This is a genomic window from Paracoccus sp. Ld10 (genome assembly GCF_045064235.1).
In the GTDB taxonomy this organism is placed as follows: Bacteria; Pseudomonadota; Alphaproteobacteria; order Rhodobacterales; family Rhodobacteraceae; genus Paracoccus.
In genome coordinates, this window is sequence record NZ_JBISHD010000006.1 from 1 (window position 1) to 15,758 (window position 15,758).

Below are 15,758 nucleotides of genomic sequence, written 5' to 3' on the forward strand. Positions count from 1 at the left end.
CGACGGTGAAGCGATACCATTACGACAGCCATGATCAGCTGCGCACCCACCTCGCCGACTTCATGAACGCATACAACTTCGCACGCAGGCTGAAGACGCTCAACGGCCTCACGCCCTACGAATACATCTGCAAGGTCTGGACTTCAGAGCCAGCTCGATTCATCCCAAATCCGATCCACCAGATGCCGGGACTGAACACCTAGCACAGCAAGGTCCAAGATGACTGATCTCAAATGGCTAAACCCACCCGAAAACGTAACACAGGACGAGATGTGCTGAGGGTCACCACCGGTGACAAAACCGACTTCTGGCGCGGGACATTCTACGGCTTCTATCGCGACAACGGCCATTTCCTCCACCAGCGCGCCGAGGGTGACTTCACAGCGGAGGTGAGTGTAGGTGGCGACTACAGGGTGCTCTATGATCAGGCAGGGCTCATGATCCGGCTCAGCGAAAGCCACTGGATCAAGGCGGGCATCGAACACACGGACGGAAAGAACTATTTCTTGGTCGTCGTGATCAAAACCATGTCGGATTGGTCGCTTGTCAAGGTTCCTTGTGCCACGACCGATATCCGCATTCGTCTGACACGCCATGCTGAAGCCATCCGGGTTCAGTATTACAATCCGCTGGAAGAGACGTTCGTGCCTGTTCGGCTCGCGTGCTTTCCGCCGACCGTTGCAGTCGATGTCGGGATGATGTGCTGTTCGCCGCAGCGTTCCGGCTTCGAAGCCACCTTCAAAGATTTCCGTGTCGGAGAGGCTATTTCACGCGATTTGCACGGTCGAGCGTCGTTGATAATCGATCAGGTTCCCCTGCGAGATAGTCCTCCTCTCATTGCTTTGAACGAGGGGCGCGGATCAGGCAAATGACAGTTCCGTTCGGTATGCGGATATTGTGTAGTCAATCCCGCCACACCAAGAATGACCGTCCGGTTATGGGAACCGGCATCACTCTATCTGGCGACGGTCGACCAGCAGCTAAGGGCCGAAATTGTAAGCGGGGGACCTGATAGGCGAGTTGGGTTAGCGATCCTCGTCCTCACCTTCGCCCCATTGTTCATTCATGAACGCCTTCAGCTCGGCCGATGTGAGCGTTTGCTCGCTGCCGCGCGGTCTTGCCCTTTCCTGAAAGGCAGCGATGCGCTTTGCCAGCGGCTGCTCGTGCTCTGCCTTCGTGTTTTCAGGCTTCTGATCGTTTCTTCCCATGCTACTGGCCCCACGATTGGTGCGGCGACATTAGCAGACGGCTGTCCCCGATAGAAACTTTGGTTGGGGGCGCGAGCGAAAACTCTTCGAGCCTTACATCAGCCTTGCTGCCGCAAAGGAAGAGTTGTGGCCATTTGAGGAAAACTTCAGTGGCAATCAACACCTGTGTTCCCGGATGCGGCAATCCAGTTCTGCCTGTTGATGAAAGTGTCTTTGGGCTGCCGCTTGGCCAAACTACAGGCATTGTTACCAGCATCCTGCAAATGGCTGGGCTCGCTGGCCAGTGCCGGATTTTTCCACGCTGAGCAGCAGACACAAATCTCTGGCCGTTCAGTTATCCAGCCGCCGCACGCCGGGACCACTGACCCTGATGGTGGACAGCACCGGGCTCAAGCTCCCCGGCGACGGAGAACGGCTGTCGCGCAAGCACGGCACGCACCGCATGTGCCAGTATCACAAGGTTCATCTGGTAATGGACACTGCCACCGGCGATACCCGAGCGGTGAAGTTCACCTGGAGCCGAGCTGGCGACAGCCCAGTACTGACGGATCTGCTGTACTGTATCCCGCCAGTCGGGCGGTTCGGCACCGTGACCGGCAACGGTGCCTTTTCGCTTGCGCCGTCCAAGATGGTCCTGGCTGCCGCCGTCATGCTGGCTGGTTTAAGCACGGGACTTGCCTCGCCGCCCATGGCCGCCGCATTCGCCAAGGGCCGGCAGGACGCAACGAACAACGACGATCAATACTGGAACATGTGCGGGCGTGGTTTTGTCGTAGGCGATAGCCCCTACCATGACCGGACAGTCGCGGTTGGCCTTCGGTGCGTTCACCGCCGTCGCGGTGGTGCTTGCCATCACCGCGCTTTGGTCTTTCGGCGGGTCCCGGCCCCCGGGCTGGCAGTGACGTTCTGTGCGGCCCGTGCCTTATCAGCCGGGCTTTCCGGACGCGAAGCGCAATTTCAGTTGTCCCTGCGTAGACTCGACGCAAAAGCCATAGTTATCCGGAGGACCGCTTTGGGCTGATGCTGTTGAAAAACTCGTCGGAGATTTGCTGCTCGGAGGGACGGCGCAGTGGCCGTCGGGGAATTTCCTGCCTGTTTGAGGCGCGCGCGTTTTGGCGTTTTCAGCCAACCACCGTTGCTGTCTCTGACGATGCTGACCGATGCGATAGGGATTGCCCCTCCAAGTCTCTACTCCGCCTTTGGCAGCAAGGCTGGCCTGTACCGCGAAGCGCTCGATCGCTACGCGATTGAGGCCTCGTTGACGCTGGTGGAGGATCACGCGCAAAACCTGACGCTCAACGACGCGCTGGACCGGATGTTCGAACGCGCAATCACGCTTGTGGTTGGGCATGGCTGCATGATCTCGACAGGTCTTCTGACCAGCCATCCAGATCATCATGCGCTGACTGAAGAGCTTGCCGCGAGACGTGGCGCGATGACTGCTCGCTTCGCGCAAGACCTCGAACATTGGCTGCCGCGCACCCATGCCGATACGGCCGCGCGGTTCCTTTGCGCTACCCTTCAAGGAATGGCAGTTCAGGCCCGGGATGGAGCCGGTGTGCACGCTCTGTCCAGTATAGCCGCCATCGCCCGGTTGGGAGTATTGTGCAGTGTGAAACAGACGAACCCATCGTGATGTCACCTTCAGGCTAGCCTCGACCAATTCGGGGCGCTTTCTCAGGCCTACCCTGACTGTCCGCCCCATCCCCGCACAGCCACCTACGACGGGGCGCATGAGTATCGACGTGACGCGCCCATAGCGTCATTTGATAGAACTCTTACTGCGCAATATCTCGCCCGTCTGGTGGTCGATGGGAAGAAACGTCTCGATCACGATATCAGCAAGCGTGACGTTCACTGCCGTTCCGAAAATCGTGGTTGCGCTCAGGAAGGACAGTCGACCCCGAGGGTGATCGAGGATCAGCGGCACGGCAATGTCGGGGGCATGCTCCGCCTGTCGTGTCGAAGCTCGACGACCGACAGGATAGGATTTCAGTTCTTCCAGCAAATCGACAAGGCGATGATTGCCGGACATGTCGATGTCCTGTGCAAGTCGCCGCAGAACGTGATCGCGCCACGCCTGCAGGTTGATAATCCGAGGTGCAAGACCCTGAGGATGAAGAGTTAGGCGCAACGCGTTGACTTCGCCCTTCAGAAGCGACGGATCGACACCTTCAGTCAACACCGAGGCAGCACTGTTCATTGCGAGGATCGTCCACGAATCATCGAGCGCCAAGGCAGGATGGGGTTGGTAGCTTACAAGCAGCCGCTCAATAATCTCGCGCGTTCGGGCCATATCGGGAGATGTGAGCGGCCGATCCTCGTAGGCGGGGGCGTAGCCCGCGGCAACCAGCATCGCGTTCCGCTCACGCAGGGGCACGTCCAGATGTTCCGAAAGTCGCAAGATCACCTCGCGGCTCGGCTTCGAGCGCCCTGCTTCGACAAAGCTCAAGTGGCGTTGCGATATGTCCGCCTCAAGCGCAAGCGCCAGCTGGCTGAAGCGGCGGCGCGTGCGCAGAATGTTTCCGAATGATGGTGCTTCGAGGTCCATGACGTGAAGATTACCCGGAACCGGAATCGTTTCCATTACCTCTCAGGTAATCGACAGGCGACGATGTGCCCTAGATACTTCTTGGAGCAGCCACACACAGGAGACTGATCATGACAGCCTTTGCAGTTGGACAACTGCGCGATGTGCAAATAAACGATGGCATCGTCGATTATCTCCGTAGGATAGACGCAACACTTGAACCGTTCGAAGGGCACTTCGTCATTCATGGCGGTGCGCGCGAGGTTCTTGAAGGTAATCCTGTCGACGACCTCATTGTCATCGCTTTTCCGACCAAGGCATCAGCGCAGGCGTGGTATGCTTCACAAGCTTATCAGGCGCTAATTCCATTGCGTCTGCAAGGCGCAGCGGGAGATGTCTACCTGATAGATGGTGTTGGAAGTGAGCATCGCGCAACTGATATCCTGCACGGCGCCGGTGGGGCCTGAGATCAATCGTTGCACTCCATTCTTCCAACTTGGTGACGAAGAATGGATGTCTGCAAAGTCCCGCATAGCGGACGAACCAAGGTGGCGATTGACGGTCTGCTTTGCGGGACCATGCCGCCTCTCATGGTTTAGTTAGGTGGTAGCATTTGCAGGTGGACCCATCTGCGGTGCGATACGTGCGAAAGCCGATCTTTTCATAGTAAGCCTGACCCGCGACGTTGGTAGAAGCAATATAAGCTTCGATGGTCTCAAGCCCTGCATTGCGTGCCGCTGCCTTGGTCACTTCGAAAAGCGTTGTCCCGACGCCTTTGCGGCTAGCCTTAGGCGAAACATGGGTGCCGATGATGCCCCATCCGACGGGAGTGTCGAACCGGTTTCCTTCCACTGCCAGCTTCAATGACTGAAAGCCCCGCAGAGTCCCGTCATCATCCAGCGCCACAGAACATGCAACGCGGTTGGGGTTCTCGATGTAGTTGCTCAACACGAAAGGCTTGTCCGCAGATGAGGTTCGTTTTCCTGCTGCCACAAGTTGCTTAAGCATAGCGCTCATCGACATTGCGTCTGCTGCAACGGTTGCGCGGATTTGCATGTCCCACTTCCTTACATCTGGTTGCTTATTCGTGCTGTCGAAGGATGAGACACGCAAGCTCTTGATGGTCTCCAACGGGCTCTTCGCGTCGATGCTGCGCCGACTGATGACCGTCCGCTTTCGTCAATCTAGCAAACCCGAGAGGCAGACTGCCTAATAGAAAAGGCAGAACTATGTGCCACAGAACATCGGGGAAATGGTCGGAGCGAGAGGATTCGAACCTCCGACCCCCTGCTCCCGAAGCAGGTGCGCTACCAGGCTGCGCTACGCTCCGACCGTAGGACGGGCAGGTAGCGCGGCGATCCGGAGAATGCAAGCCCTCATCAGCGGCGGGGCGACCACAATCTTTGCAGGATCGTCGACTTTGGCGCGGTTACTGTTTCGGTGCGCAGGCGGGCACTGGTGGCGGGGCGGTTGGCGCTGACGCCGCCACGGCTTTCGCGCCAGACGATATAGATGCCCGATGCGATGATCACCCCGGCGCCCAGCAGGGTCGCGGGGTCAACGCCCTCTCCGAACAGGAACCAGCCGTATCCGGTGGCCCACAGGATCTGCGAATACTGCATGGGGGCCACGATCGCGGCCTCTCCGGTGCGGTATGCCATGATGACCAGGAACCCGCCCATCAGGCCCAGCCCGGCAATGATGCCGGTCATCGCCAGATGCACCAGCTCCATCGGCTGATAGCTGACCGACAGCGCAGCCCCGGTCGCGAAGAAGTTGCCCAGCATCGGCCACATGATCAGCACCATCGGACGTTCCGTCCGGCCGAGGCGGCGGATGACCACCGCGGCCATCGCGCTGGCCATGGCGCCGGCCATCGCAGCCATATGGCCCAGCTGGATTTCCTGCCCGCCGGGGCGCAGCACGATCAGCACGCCAGTCAGGCCGACGATCACGGCGGCCCATCGGTGCCTGCCGACCTTTTCCCCCAGCAGGGGGATCGACAGGATGGTGATTAGCAACGGCGTCGTGAACAGGATCGCATAGACCTGGGTCAGCGGCAGGGTCGAAAACGCAAAGAACCCCGCCATCCCGGCCACCACCGCGCACAGGGTGCGCAGGATCACCCAGCCCGGATTGGCCGGGCGCAGCGTGCCGGGCTGGGGGTCGCGCATCAGCACCATGCTGACCAGCGGAAACGACAGCAGCGAGGCAAAGAACAGGATCTGCATCGAAGGATAGATCGCACCCAGCGACTTGATCACCACGTCATGCGTCGCATAAAGGCCCATCGCCGCAAGCTGCAGCAACGCGCCTCTGACATTGGCGGTCAGGGCCAATCAGGCCTCCAGCGCGGCAATGATGGCATCGCCCATCTGCGACGTGCTGACCGGCGTGCCCCCCTCGGGGCCCATCAGGTCGGCGGTGCGCAGCCCGTCCGCCAGCACGCGTTCTACCGCGGCCTCCAGCGCATCCGCGGCGGCACCTTCGGCAAAGCTGTAGCGCAGGGCCATGGCAAAGGACAGGATGCAGGCGATCGGATTGGCCAGCGCCTTCCCGGCGATGTCAGGGGCCGATCCGTGCACGGGTTCGTAGAGCGCCTTGGGCCGGCCATTGGCCATCGGCTTGCCCAAGGACGCCGACGGCAGCATGCCCAGCGACCCGGTCAGCATCGCCGCCGCGTCCGACAGGATGTCGCCGAACAGGTTGTCGGTCACGATGACGTCGAACTGGCGCGGCGCGCGCACCAGCTGCATCGCGCCGTTGTCGGCATACATGTGCGACAGGGTCACGTCGGGATATTCGTTGTCATGCACCCATTGCACCTCCTCGCGCCACAGGATGCCCGATTCCATGACGTTGGCCTTTTCCATCGAACAGACCTTGTTGCCGCGGGCGCGGGCCAGTTCAAAGGCGGCGCGGGCGACGCGGCGGATCTCTCCGCTGGTGTAACGCTGGGTGTTGATGCCGACGCGGCCACCCTCGTTGTCAGGGTTGTTGTCGTCGGAATGGATGCCGCGCGGTTCGCCGAAATAGACGCCGCTGGTCAGTTCGCGCACGATCAGGATGTCCAGACCGGCCACAACCTCACGCTTCAGCGACGAAAAATCGGCCAGCGCGTCGAAACACTGCGCCGGGCGCAGGTTGGCGAACAGGTCCATCTCCTTGCGCAGGCGCAACAGGCCGCGTTCGGGTTTCACGCTGAAATCCAGCACATCGTATTTCGGGCCGCCGACCGCGCCCAGCAGGACCGCGTCCACCGCCTGTGCGCGTGCCATCGTCGCATCCGCAAGGGGCACGCCATGCGCGTCATAGGCCGCCCCGCCCACCAGGTCGTGGGTCACGTCGAACGCCATGCCGCGGTTCGCCCGGAACCAGTCGATGACCTTGACCACCTCGGCCATGACTTCGGGGCCGATCCCGTCGCCGGGCAGGATGAGAAGCGAATAGCGGTCGGACATGATCCCTCCTTCAGGTGCCTGTCGCGACAGCGCAGGCTGCGGTTCGGGGTTAGACGCCGCCCGCCCTAGGGTCAAGCGCCGCCCCGCTCACGACAGTTTGCCTTGCACCGCGCCGACCACTGACCGACCCTTTCCCCCGACCGTGATTGCGCACGAGGAATGCGATGAAACGCTGGACTGTCCTGATGATTGCCGCCGGAATGGCGCTGACGCAACCCGCCCTGGCCCAGACCTCGGACGGGGTTCCGGGCGACAGGGTCGTGGTGCCGCTGCCGGATGTGTCAGATCTGACCGACGACGCGGCAAAGGCGCTGGCGCGCGATCTGGCCCAGATGACCGTGATCACGGCGGAATGCCCTGAACATGACGTCAGCGGGCCGGAATATCAGCTGATGGTCGGCACCACCGATGCGCTGACAGACCGGCTGGGTCTTGACCCGGTCGGCTATGACCGCGATTACGCCCGCCCCGCCTTTGCCGTGATGGGGGACGAGGATGCCTGCGACAGGCTGGGCCCTCAGGTCCCCGACATGATCGCCCGGCTGGAGGGGATGGGCGGCAGCACCCAGCCCGTGACACCGGGCCTGGCCGAGGCGGAGGCCGCCGAAGCCGAAACCGACGCGGATGCTTCCCCCGCCCAATAGCCCCGCGTCGCCCGCGGCGTGAACAGCCCATCTTGCAGCTTCGGCATCCTTGGCCCAGCGTGGCGCCGAGGAACGGAGGGACGGGTTCATGGTCAAGGCCGGATTGGTCAGCCTGGTGCTGGCCTATATGCTGTCGCAATTCTATCGGGCCTTTCTGGCCGTGCTGGCACCGGTACTGCGCGATCAGATCGGCGCTGGACCGGGCGATCTGGCCCTGTCGTCGGGTCTGTGGTTCATCGCCTTTGCGCTGATGCAGCTGCCAGTGGGGGCCGCGCTGGACCGGTTCGGGCCGCGCCGCACGGTGGCCTGCCTGATGGCCGTGGGCGGTGCGGGGGGCGCAATGATCTTTGCGATGGCCGATGCGCCATGGCACCTGCATCTGGCGATGACCGCGCTGGGCATCGGCTGTTCGCCGGCGCTGATGGGACCCTACTATATCTTTGCCCGCGAATACCCGCCCGCATCCTTTGGCATGCTGGCCGGGGTGCTGGTCGGGTTCGGATCGCTGGGCAACATTCTGGGCGCATCGCCGCTGGTGTGGGTGATCGAGGCCGCTGGCTGGCGCCAGACCCTGTGGGGGCTGGCTGTCGTGACGCTGATGGTGGCGGGGCTGGTGCTGGCTTGCGTGCGCGATCCGGCACGGCTGGGGGCGGGACACCCGCAGGGATCCATCGGCCAGATCCTGCGCCTGCGCGCGCTGTGGTTCATTCTGCCGCTGTTCGGGGTGAACTATGCGGTGACGGCGGCGATCCGGGGCCTGTGGGCCGCGCCGTGGCTGGAACAGGTCCATGGCGCCGATGCCACCCAGATCGGCCGCGTCACGCTGGCGATGGGGCTGGCCATGGTTGCGGGCAGTTTTGCGGTCGGCCCCGCCGCCCGGCTGGCGGGCAGCGCGCGCCGGGCCACGATGGTGTTTTCCGCGGTGATGATCGCCACGCTGTTGGTGATGTGGCGGGCGCCCACCCTGCCCTTGCCTGCGGTGACGGCGCTGCTGGTGATGCTGGGCTTTTTCGGATCGGCCTATCCGTTGTTGATGGCGCATGGGCGTTCCTTCCTGCCACCACATCTGGTGGGTCGGGGAATGACATTTCTCAACATGATGTCGATCGGCGGGGTGGGCGTAATGCAGTTTGCCTCGCGCCCGGTCTATGCGGCGGCCCAAGGCGCCTTTGCGCCCGCGCAGGCCTTCGCTATGCTGTGGCTGTTCTTCCTGATCCCGCTGACAATCGGGTTCCTGCTGTATTTCCTGACGCCCGAGGCCGCCCCACATGACTGACCCGCTGATCGTCGCACCCAACCTGAAACGTCGCCTGTCGGGGGTGACGGCAACGGTGGTGCGGCTGATCCCGGTACAGGCGCGCATGATCGACATCCGCGCGACCGGCCCCGGCCTGCCCCCGGACATACCGCACATCCCGCTCATGCGCGCCGCGACCCTGCCCCGCGACCGCTGGCGGGTCTGGCACGCGCGGCGCAACACGGAAATGGCGCTGGGCCTGATCCTGCGCCGCGTCCTGCGTCGGAAATACCGGCTGCTGTTCACCTCCGCCGCCCAGCGCAGGCACACCGGTTTCACCCGCTGGCTGATCCGTCAACAGGACGCGCTGATCGCGACCTCGCCCCAGGCGGCCAGCTATCTGGAACGCCCCGCCACCGTCATCCTGCACGGCGTCGATACCAGCGTGTTCCACCCCAGCCCCGACCGCACCGCCCTGCGCCCGCAACTGGGCCTGGACCCCGACGCGGTGCTGATCGGATGTTTCGGGCGCATCCGCGCGCAAAAGGGTGTCGACCTGCTGGTGCAGGCGGGGCTGGACCTGCTGCCCGGCCGCCCCGACGTCCAGATCGTGTTCACCGGCCGCATCACCCCCGACAACCGCGCCTTTGCCGACGATCTGCAATCGCGCATCCGCGCCGCCGGGCTGGAAAACCGCATCCGGTTCCTGGGGGAATTGCCGTGGGATCAGGTGATCGCGCATTATCAGGCGTTGGACCTGTTCGCCGCCCCCGCCCGGTGGGAAGGGTTCGGCCTGACCCCGCTGGAGGCTGCGGCCTGCGCCGTCCCCACCGTTGCCGCCCGCGTCGGTGCCTATGAGGCGCTGATCCGTGACGGTGAAACCGGCAGCCTCGTCCCCCGTGACGATGCCCCCGCCCTGACCGCCGCGCTGGCGCGCTGGCTGGACGACGACGCGGGCCGGGCCGCCGCCGGACACGCCGCCCGCGCCCATGTCACCGCGAACCACGCCATCGAGGGCGAGGCGCGGGCCATCGTCGACGTCTATCGGTCGCTGCTGTGAACCGGCTGGCCTTTGCCACCGCGCGCCTGATGCGCCGCGACGCGCCGCTGGCCGCGCTGTCGGTGCCGCAGCCCGCGTTGCTGGCCGACCTGACGGGCCGCCATGTCGCCCTGATCGGCAATGCCCGCGCACTGGCCGATCAGGCGCACGGGCCGCGCATCGACGCCGCGGACACGGTCATCCGCATCAACCGCGCGCCGATGCCGCGGCCCGCCAGCCACGGCACGCGCACCGACTGGCTGGCGCTGGCCACGCGCCTGTCGGACGCGGACCGCGCGCGGCTGAACCCCGGTCGCATCCTGTGGATGTCGCCGAAACGCAAACGGCTGGACTGGGACAGCGCGTCCAGCACGGGCTTTTACCTGCACCCGCTAACCGATATCGACCTGCTTGCCGGGCGGCTGGGCGCGCCGCCGACCACGGGGGCGATGCTGATCGACCTGTGCCTGCGCAGCGATCTGGCATCATTGACGCTGTACGGGTTCGACTTCTTTGCCAGCCTGTCGCTGTCGGGACGGCGCAACGCCGCACAGGTGCCCCATGATTTCGCAGCCGAGGGCGCGTGGGTCGCCGACCTGTTGCGCCAGGACCACCGTCTGACGCTGATCCGCTGACGCACCCTTGTCTGTGCTGCACTCTGTGCAATTCTGCGTGCTTCCCCCGGGCAGGGGGACACCAAAAAGCAGACAGGGAAACCCCATGAACACGATCAAGGCCGCATTGGCCTCTACGGCGCTGATCTGCGCCACACCGGCGCTGGCACAGGATTTTGGCGCCTATGGATACGACACCATGCGCATGCTGGCGCTGCGCTTTCCGGGCCGCTTTACCGGCACGCCCGAAACCGGCACGACGTTTTTCGCGGCTGCCGAATACATGCGCGGGCAGCTGTCCTTTGGCGGCAACGCGGTCGCGCGCCAGGATTTCACCGCCACCTCCCGGTCGGGCGCCACGCTGGGGCCGTCGCAGAACCTGGTCGTGTCGATGCCCGGCACGAGCGACCGGTTCATCGTGGTGGGCGCGCATTTCGACAGCGCCGGAACCTCGCCCGACCTGCAGGGGGTCGACGACAACGCGTCGGGCGCGGGAATGCTGACGGAACTGGCCGCCCAGATGACCGGGCTGGCCACCGATGTGGGTCTGGAGTTCGTGGCCTTTGGCGCCGAGGAGGTCGGCCTGCAGGGTGCGGCCCATTATGTCGATACGTTGGGCGACCGTCAGGGCGACATGGCCGGCATGATCAACATCGACAGCCTGATCACCGGTGATTTCATGTATGCCCATGCGGGCACCGAATACCTGGAGGATCCGGCCCTGCTGTCGCTGTGGACGCGCGCGCAGGCCATCGCCATCGATCTGGGGATCGACCTGCGCAGCAACCCGGGCCTGAATTCCGACTATCCGATCAACACCGGCTGCTGTTCGGACGCCGCCGTGTTCGAGGGGTACGGCATCCCGATCCTGTGGCTGGAGGCCACCAACTGGGAGATCGGCGATCTGGACGGATATACCCAGACCGACAACCCCCTGATCCCCGGCGGATCGACCTGGCATGACCCGACCGAGGACAACTGGGAATTCCTGCTGGCGGCCCTTGGACCCGACCGGTTCGAACAGCGCATGCGCGACTATGCCAGCATCCTGACCCGCCTGCTGGTCGAGGAGACGGGCGCCGATCTGATTGCCTCATCCCAGGATGCGGCCCTGTCGGCGGCGCAGATCGCCGATCTGGCCACCCGTCAGCAGGCCGACCTGGCCGCCCTGTCGCTGCGCGCCACGCGCGACCGGCTGGGCGCGGATGCGCCCTTGGGCCAGATCACGCCCGGCATCGCGGTGCAGGGTCTGGCCACGCCCGACAGCAGCGCCACCTTTGGCCGCGACGGCGGGGCGGCGTTGATGGCGCGTGCGGGCGTGTCGTATCAGGCGGCCCCCGGCCTGTCGGTGGGCGGACAGCTGGCCTATGCGCGGACCGGCGACGACCTGACCAGCGGCGACGACCTGGAATCGACCGGCTTTCAGCTGTCGCTGGACGCGGCCTATACGATGAACGACGACTGGGTGATCGGCGCGGTCAGCTGGGGCAAGTCCGACCTGTCGGGAACGCGTGACTTTGTCCTGCGCTCGGGGCTGGGCGCGACCATCGTGGAACGCGATTTCGACTGGTCGACCGACGCCTATACACTGGGCGCACGGGTTCAGGCGGGGCGCGACTATGCGCTGGCCTCGGGGGTGACCTATGGCCCGGTCGTGGGGCTGGACTACAGCCGCACCCGGATCGGCGGATTTTCCGAAGGCTCGGGCGACCGTCGCGCGGTCACCTATGCCGGCCAGTCCATCGAAAGCCTGGAGGTGCAGCTGGGCGGCCGTGTCGGCACCGACATGGCCCTGGCCGGTCGCGACGTGACGCTGTCCGCGCAAGGCACGCTGGTCCATGACCTGGCCGAAGGGGCGCCGTCGCGCATTCGCGTGACCGACGGCACCGGCACCGACCGTCGCGTGGTGCTGGACGGACAGGACCGCAACTTTGTCCGCGTCGGCCTGTCGGCACAGACGGCGCTGTCGGACCAGGCCGATGCCTGGGTGACGCTGGACAGCCGCATCGGCCATGACGCCGGATCGCAGGCGTCCGTCGGCGCGGGCCTTGGGCTGCGGTTCTAGGACCGCTGCCCCTGCGCGCCCGGTCGCCGGGCGCGCAGGGGCGATTGCAACGCGCGCTGGCATTGCGCCCCCGTTTGCGGTAAATGCCCCCGACCGCAGAAAAAGGAGCTCCCCCGAAATGGGTTACAAAGTCGTCGTCGCCGGCGCCACGGGCAATGTGGGCCGCGAAATGCTGAACATCCTGGACGAACGCCAGTTCCCCGTGGACGAGATTGCCGTGCTGGCGTCACGCCGCAGCCAGGGCACCGAGGTCAGCTTTGGCGACAAGACTTTGAAGATCAAGGATATCGAACAGTTCGACTGGACCGGTTGGGACATCGCCCTGTTCGCCATCGGATCGGACGCGACCAAGATCCACGCCCCCAAGGCCGCGGCCGCGGGCTGTGTGGTGATCGACAACTCCTCGCTCTATCGCTACGACCCCGACGTGCCGCTGATCGTCCCCGAGGTGAACCCGGACGCGATCGCCGGATACGCGAAAAAGAACATCATCGCGAACCCCAACTGCTCGACCGCGCAGATGGTCGTGGCGCTCAAGCCCCTGCATGACCGCGCCCGCATCAAGCGCGTCGTCGTCTCGACCTATCAATCGGTCAGCGGCGCGGGCAAGGACGGCATGGACGAGCTGTGGGACCAGACCAAGGGCATGTACGTGCCGGGTCAGGAAAAGGCCCCGAACAAGTTCCAGAAGCAGATTGCCTTCAACGTGATTCCGCAGATCGACGTCTTCATGGAAGATGGTTCGACCAAGGAAGAATGGAAGATGGTCGCCGAAACCAAAAAGATCATGGACAAGTCGATCAAGGTCACCGCGACCTGTGTCCGCGTGCCGGTGTTCGTCGGCCATTCGGAATCGATCAACATCGAGTTCGAGGACTTTCTGGACGAGGACGAGGCCCGCGATATCCTGCGCGAGGCGCCGGGCATCATGGTGATCGACAAGCGCGAGCCCGGCGGCTACATCACGCCCGTCGAGTGCGTGGGCGAATACGCCACCTATATCAGTCGCATCCGCCAGGATGGCACGGTCGAGAACGGCCTGAACCTGTGGTGCGTCAGCGACAACCTGCGCAAGGGTGCGGCCCTGAACGCGGTGCAGATCGCGGAACTGCTGGGCAACCGCATCCTGAAAAAGGGCTGACCCTTGTTCGACTGGATCACCGCCCTCCTGGAGGGTGGTGGAGCCTGGGCCATCCTTGCCCTGATGCTGGCGGAAAACGTCTTTCCGCCCATTCCATCCGAACTGATCATGCCGCTGGCGGGGTTCAACGCCGCCCGCGGCGGGACGCCGCTGTGGCTGGCGATCCTGGCAGGCGGGGTCGGATCGACCCTGGGTGCGTGGTTCTGGTATGCCATCGGCAAGGCCTATGGCCCGACGCGCATGCGCCGCATCGTGGTCCGATATGGCCGCTGGTTGACGCTGACCCCGAACGAACTGACCCGCGCCGAAGGCTGGTTCGCCCGACATGGCGGGGCGGCGGTGTTTCTTGGCCGCTTTCTGCCCACGATCCGCACGCTGATCTCTGTCCCGGCGGGTCTGGCACAGATGCCGGTGGGCCGCTTCCTGCTGTTCACCGCCCTCGGCAGCAGCATCTGGACCGGCGGGCTGGCGATGGCGGGTTACGTGCTGGAAAACGGCTTTGAAACCGTCGGCCACCTGATCGATCCGCTGTCCACGGCGATCGTGGTGGGCATCGTGGCAATGTATGTGTGGCGGGTCATCCGCTGGCGGCCCGACGCCTGAGAGACGCCGGGTAGGCGGGTGTCAGACAGACACCCACCGCTTGCCGCCGTCATCGGCCTGCAACAGCGTGCCCTCGCTGATGTCGTGCAGCAACCCGTGCAGGGACATCTCTCCCGATTCGACGGCCGCACGGACAAAGGGGAATGTGATCAGGTTCTCCAGCGACACCAGCACCGCTTCGCGTTCCAGCGCGTCGACCTGATCGGCCTCCGGCAGATCCTTTACGCGTTCGTATCCGGGGCGCAGGATGTCCATCCAGCGACCGACAAAGCTGGTTTTCTCCTCCAGCTCCGGCGCGCCACCCGAACACATCGCATGGCATCCCCTGACGCCGCCGCAACTGGTATGGCCCACCACGATCAGATGCGCGACCTTGAGCGCCGTCACCGCGTATTCCACCGCCGCCGAGGTGCCGTGCTGCAATCCGTCGGGCGCATAAGGGGGCACAAGGTTCGCGATGTTGCGGTGAATGAAGAATTCACCCGAATCGGCACCAAAGATGCCGGTCACGTGCACGCGGCTGTCGCAGCACGAAATCACCATCGCACGCGGGCGCTGTCCCTCGGTCGCAAGGCGACGGAACCAGGCCGCGTTCTCGGCATAGGACGTCGCCTTCCAGCCGTGGAAACGCTTGATCAGATATTGCGGCAACGGAGACAGGTTGTGCATCTGGAACCTCGCTTTCTGTCAGGGGTAATAGGCCGGGATTGATACAAATTCGAGCGTTTTCTTGTGATCGCCTCAAAGCTTTCTTCACCGCTTGCCGCGCATTGTCGGCGCGTACGGGGACAGCTTCCCCTGGAGGTGCGGATGGCACAAATTTCGGCTTTGGCCATATCGGAGGTGGTCCGCGTGGACAGCCGCCGCGTTGCGGAGATCGTGGCCGAACTGGGCGAGACATCGGCCCAGCATGTCATCGGTCTGGCATTGGAACAACTGGCGGCCGCGCTGACGGCGGTGGACGGGGCGCTGGACAGCGCCGACCTGGCGCAGGCGGTGGCGCATGCCGAACGCATGTCGCGCCTTGCCTGGCAGATCGGGTTGCTGTCGCTGGCGGGCGTCGCGATGGATCTGGGCAGCACCGCCGAACGCGGCGACGCGCCCGCGCTGGCCGCGATTCGGGCGCGGTTGCTGCGGGTGGGCAACCGGTCGCTGACAGCGATATGGGACCGGACGGCACTGGCCTGAGGTTGCAGTCGGTGCATTGTGCTGTAGG

18 protein-coding genes, 1 tRNA gene and 1 pseudogene are annotated in these 15,758 nt (G+C 64.1%); 13 read left to right on the plus strand and 7 right to left on the minus strand.

Annotated elements, in window-relative coordinates:
• Together ACJJVR_RS03135 and ACJJVR_RS03140 are read left to right on the plus strand one after the other, a co-directional pair.
• Positions 1-203: IS3 family transposase (locus tag ACJJVR_RS03135; RefSeq protein WP_405402189.1), on the plus strand; the 203-nt coding region annotated here is incomplete at its 5' end.
• A gap of 30 nt (positions 204-233) precedes the next feature.
• On the plus strand, positions 234-872 hold the full coding sequence (locus tag ACJJVR_RS03140; protein WP_405402191.1) for a DUF1349 domain-containing protein: 639 nt from the start codon (positions 234-236) through the stop codon (positions 870-872).
• Positions 873-1,025: 153 nt separating this feature from the next.
• On the opposite strand, the gene ACJJVR_RS03145 is transcribed toward ACJJVR_RS03140, so the two are convergent.
• The gene (locus tag ACJJVR_RS03145) at positions 1,026-1,208 is read right to left on the minus strand and encodes a hypothetical protein (protein ID WP_405402192.1); all 183 of its coding nucleotides are present in this window, start codon (positions 1,206-1,208) and stop codon (positions 1,026-1,028) included.
• A 162-nt stretch (positions 1,209-1,370) separates the two neighbouring features.
• On the opposite strand from ACJJVR_RS03145, the pseudogene ACJJVR_RS03150 reads away from it, so the two are divergent.
• Positions 1,371-1,818: pseudogene (locus ACJJVR_RS03150) on the plus strand (transposase); the annotation flags it as partial.
• Positions 1,819-2,277: 459 nt separating this feature from the next.
• Positions 2,278-2,844 carry a TetR/AcrR family transcriptional regulator gene (locus ACJJVR_RS03155; RefSeq protein WP_405402194.1) on the plus strand — a complete coding sequence of 189 codons (567 nt, stop codon included), beginning with the start codon at positions 2,278-2,280 and terminating at the stop codon, positions 2,842-2,844.
• Between the two features lie 126 nt (positions 2,845-2,970).
• Here ACJJVR_RS03155 and ACJJVR_RS03160 read toward each other — a convergent pair whose 3' ends face one another.
• Complete coding sequence (locus ACJJVR_RS03160) at positions 2,971-3,759, minus strand: helix-turn-helix domain-containing protein (protein WP_405402195.1); 789 nt, start codon at positions 3,757-3,759, stop codon at positions 2,971-2,973.
• 110 nt (positions 3,760-3,869) lie between these two features.
• On the opposite strand from ACJJVR_RS03160, the gene ACJJVR_RS03165 reads away from it, so the two are divergent.
• Positions 3,870-4,205, plus strand: a complete 336-nt coding sequence (locus ACJJVR_RS03165; protein ID WP_405402196.1) for a DUF1330 domain-containing protein — start codon at positions 3,870-3,872, stop codon at positions 4,203-4,205.
• A 121-nt stretch (positions 4,206-4,326) separates the two neighbouring features.
• Here ACJJVR_RS03165 and ACJJVR_RS03170 read toward each other — a convergent pair whose 3' ends face one another.
• The 4 genes from ACJJVR_RS03170 to leuB form a co-directional block, all read right to left on the minus strand.
• The gene (locus ACJJVR_RS03170; RefSeq protein ID WP_405402198.1) at positions 4,327-4,794 is read right to left on the minus strand and encodes a GNAT family N-acetyltransferase; all 468 of its coding nucleotides are present in this window, start codon (positions 4,792-4,794) and stop codon (positions 4,327-4,329) included.
• Between the two features lie 197 nt (positions 4,795-4,991).
• Positions 4,992-5,068: transfer RNA gene (locus ACJJVR_RS03175), tRNA-Pro, on the minus strand.
• A 49-nt stretch (positions 5,069-5,117) separates the two neighbouring features.
• Complete coding sequence (locus ACJJVR_RS03180; RefSeq protein ID WP_405402520.1) at positions 5,118-6,071, minus strand: DMT family transporter; 954 nt, start codon at positions 6,069-6,071, stop codon at positions 5,118-5,120.
• Positions 6,072-6,077: 6 nt separating this feature from the next.
• Complete coding sequence (leuB, locus tag ACJJVR_RS03185) at positions 6,078-7,199, minus strand: 3-isopropylmalate dehydrogenase (RefSeq protein WP_405402199.1); 1,122 nt, start codon at positions 7,197-7,199, stop codon at positions 6,078-6,080.
• A 164-nt stretch (positions 7,200-7,363) separates the two neighbouring features.
• Here leuB and ACJJVR_RS03190 point away from each other — a divergent pair, with 164 nt between their 5' ends.
• The 7 genes from ACJJVR_RS03190 (at position 7,364) to ACJJVR_RS03220 (ending at position 14,542) form a co-directional block, all read left to right on the plus strand.
• Positions 7,364-7,843 carry a hypothetical protein gene (locus ACJJVR_RS03190; protein ID WP_405402201.1) on the plus strand — a complete coding sequence of 160 codons (480 nt, stop codon included), beginning with the start codon at positions 7,364-7,366 and terminating at the stop codon, positions 7,841-7,843.
• An 88-nt stretch (positions 7,844-7,931) separates the two neighbouring features.
• Positions 7,932-9,119, plus strand: a complete 1,188-nt coding sequence (locus tag ACJJVR_RS03195; protein ID WP_405402522.1) for an MFS transporter — start codon at positions 7,932-7,934, stop codon at positions 9,117-9,119.
• On the plus strand, positions 9,112-10,140 hold the full coding sequence (locus tag ACJJVR_RS03200; RefSeq protein ID WP_405402202.1) for a glycosyltransferase family 4 protein: 1,029 nt from the start codon (positions 9,112-9,114) through the stop codon (positions 10,138-10,140). The genes ACJJVR_RS03195 and ACJJVR_RS03200 overlap by 8 nt, the downstream gene beginning before the upstream one ends.
• Complete coding sequence (locus ACJJVR_RS03205) at positions 10,137-10,754, plus strand: glycosyltransferase family 29 protein (RefSeq protein ID WP_405402203.1); 618 nt, start codon at positions 10,137-10,139, stop codon at positions 10,752-10,754. The genes ACJJVR_RS03200 and ACJJVR_RS03205 overlap by 4 nt, the downstream gene beginning before the upstream one ends.
• Before the next feature lie 85 nt (positions 10,755-10,839).
• On the plus strand, positions 10,840-12,798 hold the full coding sequence (locus tag ACJJVR_RS03210) for a M28 family peptidase (RefSeq protein WP_405402205.1): 1,959 nt from the start codon (positions 10,840-10,842) through the stop codon (positions 12,796-12,798).
• A 118-nt stretch (positions 12,799-12,916) separates the two neighbouring features.
• A complete protein-coding gene (locus ACJJVR_RS03215; RefSeq protein WP_405402206.1) occupies positions 12,917-13,939 on the plus strand; it encodes an aspartate-semialdehyde dehydrogenase in 1,023 nt (340 codons plus the stop codon).
• A 3-nt stretch (positions 13,940-13,942) separates the two neighbouring features.
• A complete protein-coding gene (locus ACJJVR_RS03220) occupies positions 13,943-14,542 on the plus strand; it encodes a DedA family protein (protein WP_405402208.1) in 600 nt (199 codons plus the stop codon).
• Positions 14,543-14,563: 21 nt separating this feature from the next.
• On the opposite strand, the gene ACJJVR_RS03225 is transcribed toward ACJJVR_RS03220, so the two are convergent.
• Entirely contained in the window at positions 14,564-15,211 is a 648-nt protein-coding gene (locus ACJJVR_RS03225) for a carbonic anhydrase (RefSeq protein ID WP_405402210.1), read from the minus strand.
• A gap of 141 nt (positions 15,212-15,352) precedes the next feature.
• Here ACJJVR_RS03225 and ACJJVR_RS03230 point away from each other — a divergent pair, with 141 nt between their 5' ends.
• Positions 15,353-15,730 (plus strand): hypothetical protein, encoded by a 378-nt coding sequence (locus ACJJVR_RS03230; RefSeq protein WP_405402212.1) that lies wholly within the window; start codon positions 15,353-15,355, stop codon positions 15,728-15,730.
• Positions 15,731-15,758 lie beyond the last annotated feature (28 nt).